Raw genomic sequence first — 15,026 nt, 5'->3', positions numbered from 1 at the left:
GCCACCGCCAGTTCACAATCTCGTCTGAATCGATACCTTCCGCCCGAGCATGGGCCAGCGCCTGGGTTTGCTGCGCCAACAGGGTTTGCATGGGCGCCGCCGAGCACGTGCGCAGACGCGGAAGGCGCGCTCGACGTCTTCGACCGACACATGCGCCCCGGCTCGCACGTTGCCGGCGAGGGCCGCCGCGACCATTGCACCCGCAGTCAACCCCGCCAGTACGGCGCGACGCGGGGGGGAGCGCAGCGACATGCGCGTTGGCCTAGTTGATCAGGACGACCGGGATATGGATGGTGTGCAGCACTTTCAACGCCACCGATCCCAGCAGCAGGCTTCCCGCCGCACCCAGGCCGCGTGAGCCCATGATGATGTGGTCACATTGATGCTCAGTCGCATACGCCTTGATCGATTCGGCGATATGGCCAACGCGAAGCGCCTCTTGATACATCACCCCCGCCTTGTCCAACGCCGCCTTGGCGTCGGCCAGCGCCATCTTGGCCTCGTCCAGGTAGTACTCCTGAATCATGTCCTTGGAAACGAACCCCAGCACCGTGCCGGACACGATAGGGGGCTGCACATTGAGCAGATGCAGGGTGCAAGGGCCATTTTCACGGACGTGGTCAATCATGTAGCCCACGGCGCGTAACGCGTTGGCCGAGCCGTCTACGGGAATCAGAACGTTTTTCACGATGCCTCCTGAGTGCAGGGGGGGCCTTCGCGAGAAGGCCGTTTGCGGTATGAACTCCATCATGGCACTGCGGTGATGGATTCCATTGACGCCGGTCAACTTCATTGCAACCCGGCGGCATGGCGCAGGGAAGATCTTCGTCCCCGTTTTCGGATTGACAATGGTCAACACGCTCCGATCGCGATAGCGCACGATAGGACTCAAGGTATGGGGCGATGCCGCACCCCTAGCAAGGACGAGATCATGTACACACGCATCATTGTCGCGGTTGATAGCAGCCACGCATCTAATCGGGCCCTGGACGAAGCCATCAAGATCGCAAAGGGGTCGAACGCGACGCTGCGCATCATCCATGTGCTGGATGACCTGTCTGTCTTTCTTGCCACCAACCCCTATGCCGGGTACTACACGGGCGAGCTCATCGAAAACTTACGACAGGCAGGCGAGAAGGTTCTGGACGAAGCGCGCACGCGCGCCACCGCGGCAGAATTGCCGGTGGAAACGGTGCTTTACGATGATCTGGGCTTGTCGGTAGAAGAACGGATTATCACGGCCGCCCAGGACTGGCCTGCCGACCTGATTGTGATGGGCACCCACGGACGCCGAGGCGTGAAGCGCGCAATGCTGGGCAGCAGCGCCGAAGCCGTGCTGCGCGCCTCTTCCATTCCCGTATTGCTGGTTCGTACGCCATGAGGGGCCAGGCGCATCGGGCGCTTGCCGCCCCGCCAGTCTGGGCTGGCTACGTGCTGACCTAAAGGCGAATGTCAGCCCTTCATAGGCTGCTTTTCTGCCACGGCTGAGAAAAAAAGGAATCGTGGCTGGGTTGTCAGGCGGAGGTATGCCTCGGGGAAGAGAGACCGGGCGCGCGGATCGGGCTGCGGTTCGCTCAGTACCTCGATCTGAAATCCCGCCGACTTCAGGGCGTCAAACATGGCGTGGAGAGGCCGGTGCCAGAAGCGCATTTCGATATCCCTGCCGTCGCGCTCCCAGGTTTCATTGAAGGGGTAAGTCTCGAAGTAATTGTCGTGGCCAGGAGAGGGGTGGTCCATGAATGGTGGTGCGTGGAAAACACCAGACGGCCGCCGTCGGATAACAGACGGTTGAACTCCGATAGGGGCAGCGTCCAGTCGGGCAAATAATGCATGACCAGCGACGAAAGAATCAGATCGAAAGCGCCATCTTCAAAGGGCAACACGTCGTTGAGGTCCGCTAATAACAAGCGCGCGCGCCCGCTAAGACGATCTTGCGCAATCTGCAATAAGGCTGCGCTGGAATCGATACCCGTCAGTATGGCCCCTTGATCCAGGAGCGCTGCGGCATGCGCTCCGCCGCCGCAGCCCGCATCCAGCACGCGGCGGCCGTTGACGTCGCCCACCATCGATAGAATGGCTGGCCGCTCGTAATAGGCATTCCAAGCGTTGTTTTCATTGTCCGCTTGATAAGCAGCCGCAAATGCATCGTAATTATTTTCGGCCATTCGAATTTTCCTGAATTTTCCCTATTTACCTGAATGCCCACCCGGTCAACGACCGGACGACTCATCCGGGTAAGTGATCAGGTCGGCTGCGTCGGACACCCAGCCATCCTTGTCGTTCCGATAAAAACGTAGCCGCTGGCGCATCGCTTCTGTCCACCCATGCCGGGCCGACGTTTCGCGTAGCAAGCCCAGGCCGATGCGCCGCATACTGGCCTCAGACTCGGCGCCCAGCAGGGTTTCAACGTGGGTCAGTTGATCTACTCGCGCACCCGCCACCGTGTCCGCAAGTGAACCCAGGACATCTCCCACGACACCAGGATGCAGCAATTTCGAGGAAGCGAATTGCTGCGCGAGCGCAAGCGCGGCCTCTGGACTCAAGATCGAGAACGCGAGCCGTAGCGCCAGCCCCGGATGCCACCGCCGGGCCAGCAACGCCTTGACCAGCCTGTCCGCCGACGCGGCCAATTCCAACTGGCCACGCTGCAACTGCCGCCGGTACGCGGCGATAACGGCCGCCAATGAACGCGCCTGGGTTATGCCCGCGAAACGGCTTGCCAGTTCCTGCGGCAAGGTTCTTGCGTAAATGCCCAGCATCGCGTTCGCCGCGAGTTCCACAAGCGAAACGTCTACATCATCAAGCTGCGCGGCCAGCGCGTCGTACAGCGCAGGATCGCCTTGCCCCGGGGGCATCGCGATCAGTCTTTGCAGTGTTTCCTTGCGGATTTGCGCATCGGAATGCCCCAGCAGCAATGCCAGGTGTTGGCTCAACGCGCGCTGGCTATCCGGCGAAAGACCCATCGGCGGGATACGGATGGTGGCGCGCGCCAGCGCTGGCCGCTCGCTGCGAGCAGCGGCGTGGAATCGCTGCCAGACGTCAGGGCGATCAAGGAAGTTCCAGTACGCCCGCAGCAAGGCTATCGCCACATCCTGATGCAGCTTGGGTTCATCTTCGATTTGGGTCAGGAATGCAAAAGCGCCATCCGTGCGCAGATCGCCAGCGAGCCGGATGATCTCTTTCGCCACGGTGACCTTGCCGCGTGGCGCGCGGCCAAGCAGGTCCAGCACCTGGGCGGGGCCCAGGTTCATCAAGGATCGGCGCAAGGCATAGATGGCGACGCGGGCCCGGCCGTCATCCAGTGCTTGCACCAACTCTGCCACGCCGCGTCCGGCATCGGCACGCCCAAGCGCTTCGAGCGTCTTGTCGCGCAGCCCCTGGTCAGGCGCGTCCAGGCGCGCAAGCGTGACAAGCGGCGTCAGGTCGACCGATGGCATGGCCGCGTATCGCTGGACTGAACCATAGAGCTCCCAGGCGTTGCGCTGAGTGCTGGTGAGGATCTTGAGCAGTTCGCCGGCATAGCCTTGCTGCTGGGCGGCCGTCCATCGGAAGAACCCATTGTCATAGGCAGGAAGAAACGCCGCCTTGCCGCTTGGAAACCGCCCCTTGTAGACGCGCGCGCTCAGAAAGGGCGTCAGCAGGTCTTGCCGGTGCAGATGCAAATGCAGGGAAACGGCGGGAACCTGAATCCAGCTAGGATCTTCCTGAACCAGACGAGGCACTAATTCTGCAACGCGCTTTCCAAGCCCGAGCCGCACCAGCGCCTCCAGCCCCGAACGCGCCACATTGCCTCGCTTGTCCCGGGTCAGCTCGGTGCACAGGTCGACGAACCCGTCGACGGCCTTCGCACGGCATCCGAAGCCAAGTATCAGTTGCAGCGCAACCGGGGCGCGATCTCGCCGTACCCATGTATCAAGCAACCCCATCAGTCGGGGGGCGATGCTGAGCAATTCGCCATCGCTGATGCGGGATTCCCAATACCCAAAGCGAAGATTCCCCATGCTGCCCATACGCTCGACAAGCCGGGGCAGCGTGTCGACAACAAAGGCCGCATGCGTGGTGATGATGGCCATCAACCATTGCGTGGCGGCCAGCATGGTCTGGTGCGAGCAGTCCCGCGCACGCAACGCGGCATCGATGACCGCGGCAAACGCGTCCAGATGCTCGGCCTGCCAACGCGACGGCGGCAGCGCCGCCAGGGCCGTCAACATCGCAAGGCGCACGGGGTCCTGCTCGTTTTCACGCGCCCGGCAGAAGTCCAGAATGGCGGGCAGGCTCGATGCCTCGTACCGGCCCGTCCCAACGATTGCCGCCACGGCCTGCGCGCGCAATTCGCCATCAGGCTGCGACAGGAATGGTTGAGCCAGGGCCAGCGCCTCCTGAAACGGCAGGCAAGACAGGTAGGGCAGGCGAACCATCGGCTCGGCGGCAAGGAGCCGCAGCGAGAACGCATGGCGCGCTTCAGACTGCCGGGCCGCGAGAGATAGCTCGCGCACGAATGCAAACGGCAATGCGCCGCTGTTCTCGCGCCAGGCTTCGCCGCCATGGTGGTAGAGGGCGTCGCGCTGGCTTGCATGCAGTTCGTGGAAGGCGGCGCGCAGGTTCGGAAGCGCGTTGGCGGACAACAAATTGCAAAGCACGGGCGCGTCCAGCCGCCGCAGGGTTTGCGTCGTGAGCGGCACGCGCTGGTTGCCTCCCTGGTCCGCAATCAGGGCCGCAATGTCCTCGGGGAAGAATGAGGCGTATCGCGCCAGCGGCAAATCGTGGAGTGGGACTCGGGTGATGGCGGCGCGCAATAGACTCAAGCCTGCCGCCGGGTCGCTGCGCAGCATGCGATAGAGCGAGGCGCTGATAGCGATACGCAATGCGTAAGACGGGTTGCCGGCCTGCTCCAGCGCATGCACCAGGCTGTCGCGCACGAATCCAGGCATGCGTTGAGCCAACGTTGCCCACTGCGGCGCTTCAAGCGCGGCAATTTGCTGCGCGTCCAGCTTGCTGGCGATGAATGCATCTGTCGTCCACGACAGCAGATGACGGCGCGCTGCGCCTTCAAGCTTCGGATAAACGGCATCGTTCACCTGTCCGCGTCCTGATCGCCAAAGCTGGCAGGCGAGATTCCGGCGGCACGGCTGCGTCAGATCCGGCATCAACCGGATCAGCATGCCTTCGGGTACGACACGCGCGGCCAGCCGGGCGGCGCGCGAGGCCAGCATGGGCGATGGATCGGCCAGCATCGTCGCGATCAGGTCCGCCGCATGCGAGCCACTGGCCGACATCAGCGCCAACAACCTTTCGTAATGGAGATCCGATTGCGCCAGTGACTGCAAATCTTCGGCAAGATGTGCATCCGTGATGGATGCACGACCAAGTTCCAGCATGCGTTTGTAGCGTTGAGCATGGCTGAGCGGGGCAACCTCTGCGAGGATGCGCCGCGCAGACGGGCGCTGTTCTTTCGATGGGGGAGTCAAGGTCATTGGGTCGGGGTAGGGGGGATGGGGCGCGGTGCCTGGGACCGCATCAGCGATATCGTGAGTGTAGACAGCGATACGCCAGACGCCAACCGCTGCGGCGCAACCTTGGCAAGCGCCCCAGCGGGTCAGACCTGCGCCATGCCGCCGTCAACAAAGAGCTCGGCGCCATTGACGAAGCTGGCGGCATCCGAGGCAAGAAACGCCACCGCCTTGCCAATTTCCTGCGGTTCGCCCAGGCGGCCCAGCGGCACCTGCGCAGCCAGATAATCAAACAGCCCCTGACGCGCCTCGTCGGTCACGAGCCCGCCCAGCCCAGGCGTGCGGATCGGCCCCGGGCTGACCACATTGACGCGGATGCCACGCTCTTTCAGGTCCAGCGCCCAAGAGCGCGCGAAGTTGCGCACCGCCGCTTTGCTGGCGCTATAGACGCTGAAGTTCGCAGTGCCCTGGATCGACACCGTTGACGCCGTCAGAATCACCGAGGCGCCATCGACCAGGAGCGGCAAGGCCTTTTGTACGGTAAACAGCGTGCCACGCACATTGGTGCCGAAAATGCGATCGAAATGCTCTTCGGTGATTGCGCCTAGCGGCAGCATGTCGCCGCCGCCGGCATTGGCAAACAGAATGTCGAGCTTGCCGGCGCTTTCAGCGATCTGTGCGTAGACGCGATCAAGGTCGCCTAGCACCGAGGCATCGGCGCGAATGCCGGTGGCTGCGCTACCAATGCTGGCCACGGCGGTATCGAGTTCAGCCTGGCGGCGGCCGGTGATGAAGACGCGCGCGCCTTGCGCCGCCAATTCCTGGGCGGTCGCAAGACCGATGCCTGTGGTTCCGCCGGTAACGAGTGCGATCTTGCCGTTGAGTTGCTGATTCATGATGAGCTCCAAGTCCTGAATAAAGGGGGTTTCAGTCAGACCTTTCACCGGAACCATTCCGTGTGAAGCGTGATTGCTGACTGCGATGGAGCCACTTTATGTCCGGAAAGATTAGCGATAAAGTATGTAGAATTAAAAAGACTATCCATATTTATGGATAATAAATCGATGGCGAGGAACCCGGCATGGATCAATTGACTGCCATTCGCGGCTTTGCCCGCGTGGTGGAAGCTGGCAGTTTCACGCGCGCGGCAGACTCGCTGGACATGCCCAACGCGACGCTGAGCAAGGTGGTGCAAGACCTGGAGGCGCACCTGGGCGTGCGCCTGTTGCAGCGCACGACCCGGCGCGTCACGGTTACGCCCGAAGGCCGCGAGTATTACGAGAAGACGCTGCGCATCGTGCGCGACCTTGAAGATATCGACAGCGCATTCAACGCGGCCCCAGGCCGGCCCAAAGGACACCTGCGCATCGATGTCGGCGGATCGACCGCGCGCGATGTCTTAGTCCCCGCATTGCCGGATTTTCTGGCGCGCTATCCCGACATTCGCATCGACTTGGGCGTGTCCGATCGCGCCGTCGACCTGATCAGCAACAACGTGGATTGCGTGATCCGTGGAGGCCCCCTTGACGACTCGTCGTTGGTGGCGCGGCACATCGGCACCGCCGATCTCGTCACGTGCGCCACGCCGCGATACCTCAAACAATTTGGCACGCCGGCCTATCCTGATGAGCTCAAGAACGGTCACAAGTTGGTGAGCTACCTATCGTCCCAAACCGGACGCGCGTTTCCCTTTCGCTTCGAACGTGACGGCGAAAAGCTGGAAATCAAAGTGGAGCATCGCGTCGGCGTCAACGAAAGCAACGCGCATTTGGCCGCGGCCCTTGCCGGCCTGGGTATTGTCCAGACCTTTACCTACGCAGCCGGCCCCGCACTCAAGACCGGCGCGCTCGTTGAAATCCTGACACCGTGGCGGCCGCAACCGTATCCTTTCCATGTGGTGTATCCGCACAATCGCCATGTGACGCAGCGCTTGCGCGTCTTCATCGACTGGCTCATGGGCCATCTGCCGGCGCGGCTACGCGGCTAAGGCTCGCGTAACCAACCATCCCGCGGAACTCGCGAAACCGATCCAGGATGAGGGCGCCCGCTGGGTCCAGCTAGACGCCGAGTTGCTCTGCTCGATAAAAATTTCTGAGTTCGGCCCTCGTGGCCAGTTTCAATTTGGGCAGCGCAATTCTCTCGTACATCTCCGCATAACGCCGTCGGTTGGCCGGGGTGACCACTGTTATGTGGTGGATCATTTGCCATTTCAAGGAGTCCAGGCTTCCTTCCAGCGCGCCGCGCCGGTCGCGTTCGAATAAGGTCCGGCGAAAGTATCGGAACAGGCTGGTGGCTGTCGATACGTCGAGCAGAATCACGCCCGTGGCGCGATCGAGCCGTTGGCGGATGCAGCTTGTGTAGTTCCCCTCCATGACCCAATTTTCCCGCTGTATCGCCTGTTCGTGCAGGTGAAGGAACGCGTCGTTTGAACGAGGCTTCCAGTCGGTGTTTGGCAGATGGAAAAGTTGATCGAGGTGGACGGCCAGCAGTCCGCGCTTGCGCGCAATGGCCTGGGCAAGCGTGGATTTCCCACTATTGCTGGGCCCTAGAATGCAGATGCGCGAACCCAGGTCGTCAAGCTTGTTCATACACGAGAGTTCAATTCATGAAGTAGCGGTGGCCTGTAATCTTAGCGAGCCGAATGCGAATGGCCTAGCTCTCGCACGAGGGAGCCTCCACTGATGGACCTTCACTGTCGCTCGGCGTGATACAAATCTTGACGCCTTTACCGGCGCGGCGAGCATGTCTCACAAATGGCGTGTAGATCATGCAAGGAGCGAAATCTTGAGTGTGACACCACTGGGTTCGGATTTGGACAGCACCAGGATGGACGAGCTGGCGGCGTTGCTTGCCGTCGCACGCGGCGGCTCATTTGTCGCAGCAGGCCGAAGCCTGCTACGCCATCCGACCATAGTTTCCCGCCGGATTACCGCCCTAGAGGCCCGGCTGGGGGTCCGATTAGTCGAACGAACCACACGTCAGGTGAAACTGACCCCGGCGGGGGAGCGGCTGGCCGAGCAGGTGCGCCTGGCGAGTGATGCCCTCGTCGAGGCCGAGATCGAGGCCAGTGCGGATGCGGTGGAGTTGCGGGGACGCCTTAAGCTTGCGTTTCCGTCAGCGCTGGGACGCCAATGGCTGGCCCCCCTTCTTCCCGAATTCATGCGGCTCCATCCCGCTCTCCAGATTGAGGTCGACTACGGCGAGCGGTATATCGACTTAGTGGCCGAAGGCTTTGATGCGGCGGTGCGCGTCGGCGCTCTGCGTGACAGCCGGCTTGTTGCGAAGAAACTATGCGGACATCGCCGGGTGCTTGGCGCCTCACCTGACTACCTGAAGCGTTGCGGGGAGCCTCGGGAGCCCCGAGATCTTACGAATCACAACTGCATCTGCTTGCCCGCGTTTGCGTCGTTCCCAAGCTGGAAGCTGAAGCGTGGAAACGTCGAAGAGACGGTCCTTGCACAAGGTTCACTTCTTGCTAATGACAGCCTTGCCCTTCTGGAGGCGGCCCGGCAGGGCGTAGGGATTCTTGGAGGCGGTGAATGGCTTATGGCGCGAGACTTTGCCGAGGGGGCGCTGGTGCCGGTCTTGCCCGATTGGTCTTTCGATGCTGACGGAGGAGTGTTCCTTGTCAGGCCTTCGGTGCGCTACGCCCCGGCGCGCGTTCAGGCGTTCGCCCTCTGGCTGACGCAACATTTTTCCAATGGGGCGCCCTGGCTGCGGGCGTTCAAGAACCCCACTTAAGGGGGAGCCCTGCCTATTACAAGGCACCAAGCGATGTCCGAAGACCGATGCCATCGAGCGCGCCGGTTAGCGCTGGAACCGCTGTTTTGGCGAGCCTGGGCCCTGAAGACAGAAGGATGGCCATGCCCGGCACATCAAGAGGGAACGCCGCCGCCCGATGCCGGTTCAAGGTGCCGCGGCATTCCATCAAGGCTTCAGTATCACCGGTCCCTTTGAACTGCCGTTCTCTAGCGCTGCGTGAGCTTGAACGGCCTCTTCCAGTGCAAACGCCTTCCAAATGTCGGCGGAGATAATGCCGTCATTGAAAGCGGCATACACGTCTTGAACCCGCGCGCGATACTCCTGGACATCGGTCGCGTGGGCCGCAAGGGACGGCCGGGTCAGGAACAGCGACCCCTTTGCATTGAGCGTACCCACCGCCACCGGGTCAGGAGCGCCACTAGATGCGCCAATCGACACCATCATGCCCCGCGCGCGAAGACTGTCGAGGGAGGCCGAAAAAGTCGCCTTGCCGACGCCGTCGTATACGACATCCGCCTTACGTCCATTTGTGATCCGGTGTACCTCGGCCGGTACATCACATTCGCCCCACACAAGCACCTCATCGCAGCCGCGGGATTGGGCGACGATGATGCTGGTTCTCTTGGACACCACACCTATGACGGTTGCGCCTAGATGCTTCGCCCAAGGAACCATCAATTGCCCTAGGGCGCCGGCAACGCCATACAGCAACACGGTCGTCCCGGGCCCTACGGGAAAAGTACTCTTTAGCAAGTACTGCGCCGTGATGCCTTTGAAGGTAATGGCCGCTGCCGATTCACAGGATATTGAATCGGGTAAGCGGACCAGCCGCTCTGCCGGGTAGGGCCGTGCCGTCGCGTATGCGCCAATAGGGCCTAGCGCGTACGCGACGCGATCGCCGACCGATCCTTCCGACACCGCACTACCCACGGCCGCCACGCGGCCAGCCGCTTCCAGACCAAGGCCGGAAGGCGTTGGAATGACCACCGAGCCAGAGCGCTGCATCACGTCGAGGAAGTTGACACCTATGGCCTCGTGCACGACCCACGCCTCGTTGGGTGCGAGTCCATCGAACTGAACCTGCCCGGTCTTGAGCATTTCGGGGCCGCCAGGAGCGGCCATTCGGATTGTTGCTGCGGTATAGGAAGCCGCCATGACGTCTCCTTGATTGGAAATGAGCTTCCATGTTGCGTCGGCGGGCAGGCGCGAGCAACCGGCTTTCGCGAAAGACACTGCTTCACTGGGCGCAGCAATCGCACCTTCAAGCGCGACTATGCGGGGCCGGCCCTGAATGTGGGGGGGGCACCGGATGCGATGTCTTACCTGGTGACGTCGTGGCTTGGCGCACACGGGTTTGAGCACAGCCGTGATAGGTTACGCGTCGTCGTCTCCTGTTATCGCGCCGGCACCGGGGTGCCGCCGTTCAAGGCTGGAATCTTTGAAAACACGTCAGCCATAAAATCCATGAACGCGATCGCCCGCGTGGGAAGCAGCCTATTGGCGACATACACCATCTGCACGGGGACAGGGGGAGCCGCATGGTTCGTGAGAATGAGCTGCAATCTTCCGCTGTTCAGCCCGCCCTCAAATAGCCACGCAGGTCCTTGCGCCACACCCAGGCCTGCCGCGGCTGCCGCACTTACAGCGTCGGGGGAGTTGATCTTGAGCCTGCCGGCAATCGGGATGTCCGCGTCCCGGAATCGCCAGGTCGCCCCGGACGACAGCAAGGTGTAGACGATGCAATCGTGGTCGCGCAGATCTTCCGGGGTTTGCGGAACGCCGCGTTTAGCCAGGTAGTCTTTGCTGGCGACGAAGACCCGGTCGTACCATCCAAGCGGCCGGGCGCGCAGGGTGCTGTCCTCCAGCTGTCCTATGCGAATGGCGAGTTCGGTGCCTTCATTGACCAGGTCTACGTATCGATCGTTGAGCTGGAGATCCAAGTTCAATTGCGGATAGCGCGCTAAAAAGGCCGGCACATGCGGCAGCACAAACGCGTGCGCAAGAGCTGTGGGACAGGCTACGCGCAAGAGACCCGATGGGTCGACGTTATTCTTGAAGGACGATTCGGATTCATCCACCGCATCCAGGATGCGCCGGATGTCGGCATAGTAGCGTTCGCCCTCGGGCGTCAAGGACAGCTTCCGCGTAGACCGGTGGAGCAATCGCGTCTGCAAATGATCTTCCAGAGCCGCGACGTAGCGGCTCACATTGGGTTGCCCCAGCCCTAGATCCCGCCCCGCCGCCGAAAAGCTCCCCGTTTCTACCGCACGCGCAAAGCATGTCATCAAAAGAAATCGGTCCACCTCTCCACCTCTCCAACTCAATTCATGCCTGATTTGCATGAATTATATGCAGATAGGCAGTCTTATCTATTGTGGAGCATGAGTGCATATTTCTCCCTGTCGGCCGAAGTGGTCGTCATTGACCGGAGAATTCAAATGTCGCGCTTGCAAGGTAAACGTACTCTCATCACTGGCGGCACCAGTGGCATCGGGCTGGAAACGGCGAAGCAGTTCCTGGCGGAGGGCGCTCGCGTGATCGTCACGGGTGTCAACGCGGATTCGATTGCAAGGGCCCAGGCCGAATTGGGCCCGGAAGTGCCGGTGCTGCGTGCCGACTCGGCCAGCGTTGCGGCCCAAAAGGAGCTGGCGCAAGTCATCAAGGAACGCTACGGCCAACTCGACGTGGCCTTCCTCAATGCCGGCGTATCCGTCTGGCGGCCCATTGAGGAATGGACGGAAGAGATGTTCGACCGTTCTTTCGACATCAACGTCAAAGGGCCGTACTTCCTGATGCAGGCGCTGCTGCCCGTCTTCGCCAATCCCGCTTCCGTCGTGTTGACGACGTCCGTAAGCGCGCACGCAGGCGCCGATCGCTCGTCCGTGTATGCGGCAACGAAGGCCGCATTGCTGAACATGTCGAAGACGCTCTCAACCGAGTTGCTGGGCCGTGGCATCCGGGTCAACGCAGTGAGCCCTGGCCCCGTCGAGACTCCGCTTTACGACAAGCTCGGTATTCCGGAAGCGTATCGCGAGCAGCTCAACAAAGAGATCGCGGCAACCATCCCACTGGGTCGCTTCGGTACCTCTGACGAGGTGGCCAAAGCGGTGCTGTATCTGGCATCCGACGAATCGCGCTGGACGGTCGGCTCTGAAATCGTCCTTGACGGCGGGCGTCTGTTGAACGGCTAAGCGCGCAGCAGAAGCACTGCGCGCATGCCGCGATAAACCACCCCAAGCCACGAAAAGCAATGAACGCGCTTAGGCGAATAAGCCGGCCGCTGCCGGCCCTTCGCGGCCCTTCGCGGCCGTTCGGTTCCAGTCACGCCTGATATTCATTTGCTTGAAACGCCGTCGGCGATCTTCCTGGCCGTCAGCGTCATGGAAAAAACTCGCGTTGCACAAACGCTTCGAAAGCCGCTGAGCTCAACGGACGGCTGACCAGATAACCCTGGATGGCGTCGCAGCCAGCGTCCTTGAGTTCGTCGGCCTGATATTGGTGCTCGACCCCTTCGGCGATCGTTTTCATGCCCAGTGAACGAGCAAGACCAACAATGCCTCGAATAACCGCCGAGGCCTTTTCTGACGACGCCAGCCCGCGGACAAAGGACTTGTCGATCTTGAGCGTGTCTACGGGCAGCCGGACCAGATAGCTCAAACTTGAGTAGCCCGCGCCGAAGTCGTCAAGCGACGTGGAAAGTCCGGCTTGCTTCAGCGAGGCGAGCACTGACGTCGCCATTTCGATATCGCTGACCAGGCAGTCTTCCGTGATTTCCACATCGAGCATGGCGGCGGAGATGCCGTGTTTGCTGACGGCAGAGTGAACTCGATCTGCGAGCCCCCTATCCAGAAGCTGCCGGGCCGATAGATTCAGGCTGATTCGCGGTACGGCGACGCCCATCCGTTGCCATGCGGCGATGTGCAGGCAAACCGCATTGAGCAGCCATTCGACCAGCGCGCCTTCATAGGGGGAGTCAAGCAGCAAAGCCAAGAACGCGTCAGGTGTCAGCAAGCCGCGGTCGGGATGACGCCAGCGAAGAAGCGCCTCGGCGCCGATCAGCGAGGCGTCCGCAAGTGATATCTGCGGCTGGAAATGAAGCTCAAACTGGTTCTGCGCAAATGCTGCACGCAGATCGGAGCGCAACGCGACCCGGTTGCGCACGCCCCGGTCCAGTATCACGTCATACGTGCGCACTTGAAGCCCGCCCGCCGACTTGGCTGCGTACATGGCCGTATCGGCCTGACTCAGCAACGTTTCGGCGGTTTCAGGGTCTTTTCCCATTAGCGCGATACCAATGCTGGCGGACAGCGAGATTGCGCGGCCGCCAATTTCAAACGGCATCGCAAGCGCATTGAGCACCGCAGATGCGCACGCTTGCGCAGCGCTTTTTGTGGTGTTGCGCAATAGCAGAACAAACTCGTCGCCGCCAACGCGGGCGGCAAAAAAGGCAGGCCCAAGACTTGCCTTCAGCCTTGCCGAAAAATTGCGCAGCAGGTCGTCACCGGCGGCATGGCCGAACGCGTCGTTGACTTCCTTCAGATGATCCAGGTCGATAAACAGCACCGCGACAGAGACGTCATTCGGCGGGCTGGGCAATGCGGCGCCCGCGACTGCGCGAGACAGCGCTTCCATGCAACTGCGCCGATTCGCCAAGCCCGTCAGATAATCGTGGCTCGCTTCATACTCCAGTTGGGCGGCGTGCTCGTGTTCGCGCGTGACGTCGCGAAAAAGCACCGTAATACCCTCGTCATGGCGAAATGAGCGGGCTTCAAACCACGTCCGAAGCGGGGCGTAGTAGCCAGTGTGGCAGCCGGGACGTCCTGTCGCTGCTGTGTGCCGGTAGATTCGGTAATAGCCGGAGTTCACCAAGTCCGGGTAACACTGCCAGATTTCGCGTCCGAGGAGGTTTTGCCGCTCCTGCTGCAAATATCGCTCGGCGGTATTGTTGAGATACGTGAAGCGCCAAGACTTGTCTATCGACATGAATCCGTCGCTAAGACTGTCAAGCATTTCCGCCAGATGAGCCGGTGCAGGCTGGTGGGCCTCAGCCGCCGGTGGATGGAGCGTATGTCGTGCCATTTTTCGGACCTATGTTCGCGTAGAACTGTAGAGCCATCGTTGGCCCGCAAACCGTGGGTCTGAATATTCTAACGGCCTGTGCTGACCCATGTTGGATATCATCCCTGTTCAAGACATGCTTGGCCTTACCGGCGTTCGGATGGATATCAAATGCCGGGGCGAATACACCGCCGCCGCGCCGTTCATCACTCCTTGCACGCCCCTTCTGGACAGACCATCCGAACCATGAAAATTCTTGCAGCCGCGTTGCTAAGCCTCTCGTTTCTGGTGGCGGCTCCCTGCGTCGCGGAGACCGACGCGGATCAAGCGGAGCTCCTGGGGACGCTGACTGGCGGAAGTTGGCATTCCCGCGAGGGGCAGGGCTCCTACCGGGTGATCTTCGAGAACGTGGGCTTCGAGCATGTGAGCTGCCGTGTCTGGATCGAGTGGCTGGCCACTCCGGCATCCGGACAGAAGCCGCCCGGGCAACCGCCGCGCCTTGTCGCCAGGGCGTTGTACAACGAAATCTCCAGCGGCTTCTGGTCTTGCAATCCGAAGCGGGCCGGGTTGGCCGGCGCCACGCTGACCCTCCACGCCAAGCACGCCTATTCCGGCGAAGACCACAAGTTCTGCGCCGTGCTGGGCGCACCGGGCGAGTACCGCGATCAGGGCGTATGTTGAGCCTGCTTGCCTATCGCGCGGGGCAGACCCCTGGTCCGCCACGGGGAGTTCGGCTCGGGAACCCAAGGGAAACAG

The 15,026-nt window shown here is 61.5% G+C and carries 13 protein-coding genes; 5 read left to right on the top strand and 8 right to left on the bottom strand.

Translation table 11 applies throughout. From position 1 onward, the window contains the following. Positions 1 to 262: 262 nt before the first annotated feature. Positions 263 to 688, bottom strand: a complete 426-nt coding sequence (locus ACFZAI_RS25780; RefSeq protein WP_391569600.1) for a universal stress protein — start codon at positions 686 to 688, stop codon at positions 263 to 265. 243 nt (positions 689 to 931) lie between these two features. On the opposite strand from ACFZAI_RS25780, the gene ACFZAI_RS25775 reads away from it, so the two are divergent. Beyond that, entirely contained in the window at positions 932 to 1,381 is a 450-nt protein-coding gene (locus ACFZAI_RS25775; protein ID WP_391569598.1) for a universal stress protein, read from the top strand. Positions 1,382 to 1,604: 223 nt separating this feature from the next. Here the strand turns inward: ACFZAI_RS25775 and ACFZAI_RS25770 are convergent, their stop codons facing one another. The 3 genes from ACFZAI_RS25770 to ACFZAI_RS25760 form a co-directional block, all read right to left on the bottom strand. Further along, positions 1,605 to 2,165: a class I SAM-dependent methyltransferase gene (locus ACFZAI_RS25770; protein WP_391569597.1), complete on the bottom strand. Its 561-nt coding sequence runs from the start codon at positions 2,163 to 2,165 to the stop codon at positions 1,605 to 1,607. Positions 2,166 to 2,210: 45 nt separating this feature from the next. Continuing rightward, complete coding sequence (locus ACFZAI_RS25765) at positions 2,211 to 5,378, bottom strand: hypothetical protein (protein WP_391569596.1); 3,168 nt, start codon at positions 5,376 to 5,378, stop codon at positions 2,211 to 2,213. Positions 5,379 to 5,596: 218 nt separating this feature from the next. Continuing rightward, positions 5,597 to 6,346, bottom strand: coding sequence for an SDR family NAD(P)-dependent oxidoreductase (locus tag ACFZAI_RS25760; protein ID WP_391569595.1), 750 nt, complete (start codon positions 6,344 to 6,346; stop codon positions 5,597 to 5,599). Between the two features lie 185 nt (positions 6,347 to 6,531). On the opposite strand from ACFZAI_RS25760, the gene ACFZAI_RS25755 reads away from it, so the two are divergent. Next, entirely contained in the window at positions 6,532 to 7,437 is a 906-nt protein-coding gene (locus ACFZAI_RS25755; RefSeq protein ID WP_391569594.1) for a LysR family transcriptional regulator, read from the top strand. 70 nt (positions 7,438 to 7,507) lie between these two features. Here ACFZAI_RS25755 and ACFZAI_RS25750 read toward each other — a convergent pair whose 3' ends face one another. Then, entirely contained in the window at positions 7,508 to 8,038 is a 531-nt protein-coding gene (locus tag ACFZAI_RS25750) for an AAA family ATPase (protein WP_391569593.1), read from the bottom strand. Between the two features lie 154 nt (positions 8,039 to 8,192). Here ACFZAI_RS25750 and ACFZAI_RS25745 point away from each other — a divergent pair, with 154 nt between their 5' ends. Further along, positions 8,193 to 9,191: a LysR family transcriptional regulator gene (locus ACFZAI_RS25745; protein WP_391569592.1), complete on the top strand. Its 999-nt coding sequence runs from the start codon at positions 8,193 to 8,195 to the stop codon at positions 9,189 to 9,191. Between the two features lie 186 nt (positions 9,192 to 9,377). Here ACFZAI_RS25745 and ACFZAI_RS25740 read toward each other — a convergent pair whose 3' ends face one another. Beyond that, positions 9,378 to 10,367 (bottom strand): quinone oxidoreductase family protein, encoded by a 990-nt coding sequence (locus ACFZAI_RS25740; protein ID WP_391569591.1) that lies wholly within the window; start codon positions 10,365 to 10,367, stop codon positions 9,378 to 9,380. Positions 10,368 to 10,606: 239 nt separating this feature from the next. Beyond that, positions 10,607 to 11,515, bottom strand: a complete 909-nt coding sequence (locus tag ACFZAI_RS25735) for a LysR family transcriptional regulator (RefSeq protein WP_391569590.1) — start codon at positions 11,513 to 11,515, stop codon at positions 10,607 to 10,609. Positions 11,516 to 11,650: 135 nt separating this feature from the next. On the opposite strand from ACFZAI_RS25735, the gene ACFZAI_RS25730 reads away from it, so the two are divergent. Next, complete coding sequence (locus ACFZAI_RS25730) at positions 11,651 to 12,403, top strand: SDR family oxidoreductase (RefSeq protein WP_391569723.1); 753 nt, start codon at positions 11,651 to 11,653, stop codon at positions 12,401 to 12,403. 187 nt (positions 12,404 to 12,590) lie between these two features. On the opposite strand, the gene ACFZAI_RS25725 is transcribed toward ACFZAI_RS25730, so the two are convergent. Then, positions 12,591 to 14,222: an EAL domain-containing protein gene (locus tag ACFZAI_RS25725; RefSeq protein ID WP_391569589.1), complete on the bottom strand. Its 1,632-nt coding sequence runs from the start codon at positions 14,220 to 14,222 to the stop codon at positions 12,591 to 12,593. A gap of 294 nt (positions 14,223 to 14,516) precedes the next feature. Between ACFZAI_RS25725 and ACFZAI_RS25720 the strand changes: the two genes are divergently transcribed. Beyond that, positions 14,517 to 14,951 carry a hypothetical protein gene (locus tag ACFZAI_RS25720; protein WP_391569588.1) on the top strand — a complete coding sequence of 145 codons (435 nt, stop codon included), beginning with the start codon at positions 14,517 to 14,519 and terminating at the stop codon, positions 14,949 to 14,951. Positions 14,952 to 15,026: the final 75 nt, after the last annotated feature.

This window comes from Achromobacter sp. NPDC008082 (genome assembly GCF_042957345.1).
Lineage (GTDB): Bacteria > Pseudomonadota > Gammaproteobacteria > Burkholderiales > Burkholderiaceae_B > Achromobacter > Achromobacter kerstersii_A.
Note: the sequence above shows the minus strand (reverse complement) of the source record. Positions and strands in the feature narration are given on the sequence as shown.

Excerpts from the sequence above, each read along its gene's own strand:
- ACFZAI_RS25775 (WP_391569598.1), top strand. The coding sequence starts at position 932 with ATGTACACACGCATCATTGTCGCGGTTGATAGCAGCCACGCATCTAAT.
- ACFZAI_RS25770 (WP_391569597.1), bottom strand. The coding sequence starts at position 2,165 with ATGGCCGAAAATAATTACGATGCATTTGCGGCTGCTTATCAAGCGGAC.
- ACFZAI_RS25765 (WP_391569596.1), bottom strand. The coding sequence starts at position 5,378 with ATGCTGGAACTTGGTCGTGCATCCATCACGGATGCACATCTTGCCGAA.
- ACFZAI_RS25760 (WP_391569595.1), bottom strand. The coding sequence starts at position 6,346 with ATGAATCAGCAACTCAACGGCAAGATCGCACTCGTTACCGGCGGAACC.
- ACFZAI_RS25755 (WP_391569594.1), top strand. The coding sequence starts at position 6,532 with ATGGATCAATTGACTGCCATTCGCGGCTTTGCCCGCGTGGTGGAAGCT.
- ACFZAI_RS25750 (WP_391569593.1), bottom strand. The coding sequence starts at position 8,038 with ATGAACAAGCTTGACGACCTGGGTTCGCGCATCTGCATTCTAGGGCCC.
- ACFZAI_RS25745 (WP_391569592.1), top strand. The coding sequence starts at position 8,193 with ATGTCTCACAAATGGCGTGTAGATCATGCAAGGAGCGAAATCTTGAGT.
- ACFZAI_RS25740 (WP_391569591.1), bottom strand. The coding sequence starts at position 10,367 with ATGGCGGCTTCCTATACCGCAGCAACAATCCGAATGGCCGCTCCTGGC.
- ACFZAI_RS25730 (WP_391569723.1), top strand. The coding sequence starts at position 11,651 with ATGTCGCGCTTGCAAGGTAAACGTACTCTCATCACTGGCGGCACCAGT.
- ACFZAI_RS25725 (WP_391569589.1), bottom strand. The coding sequence starts at position 14,222 with ATGCTTGACAGTCTTAGCGACGGATTCATGTCGATAGACAAGTCTTGG.
- ACFZAI_RS25720 (WP_391569588.1), top strand. The coding sequence starts at position 14,517 with ATGAAAATTCTTGCAGCCGCGTTGCTAAGCCTCTCGTTTCTGGTGGCG.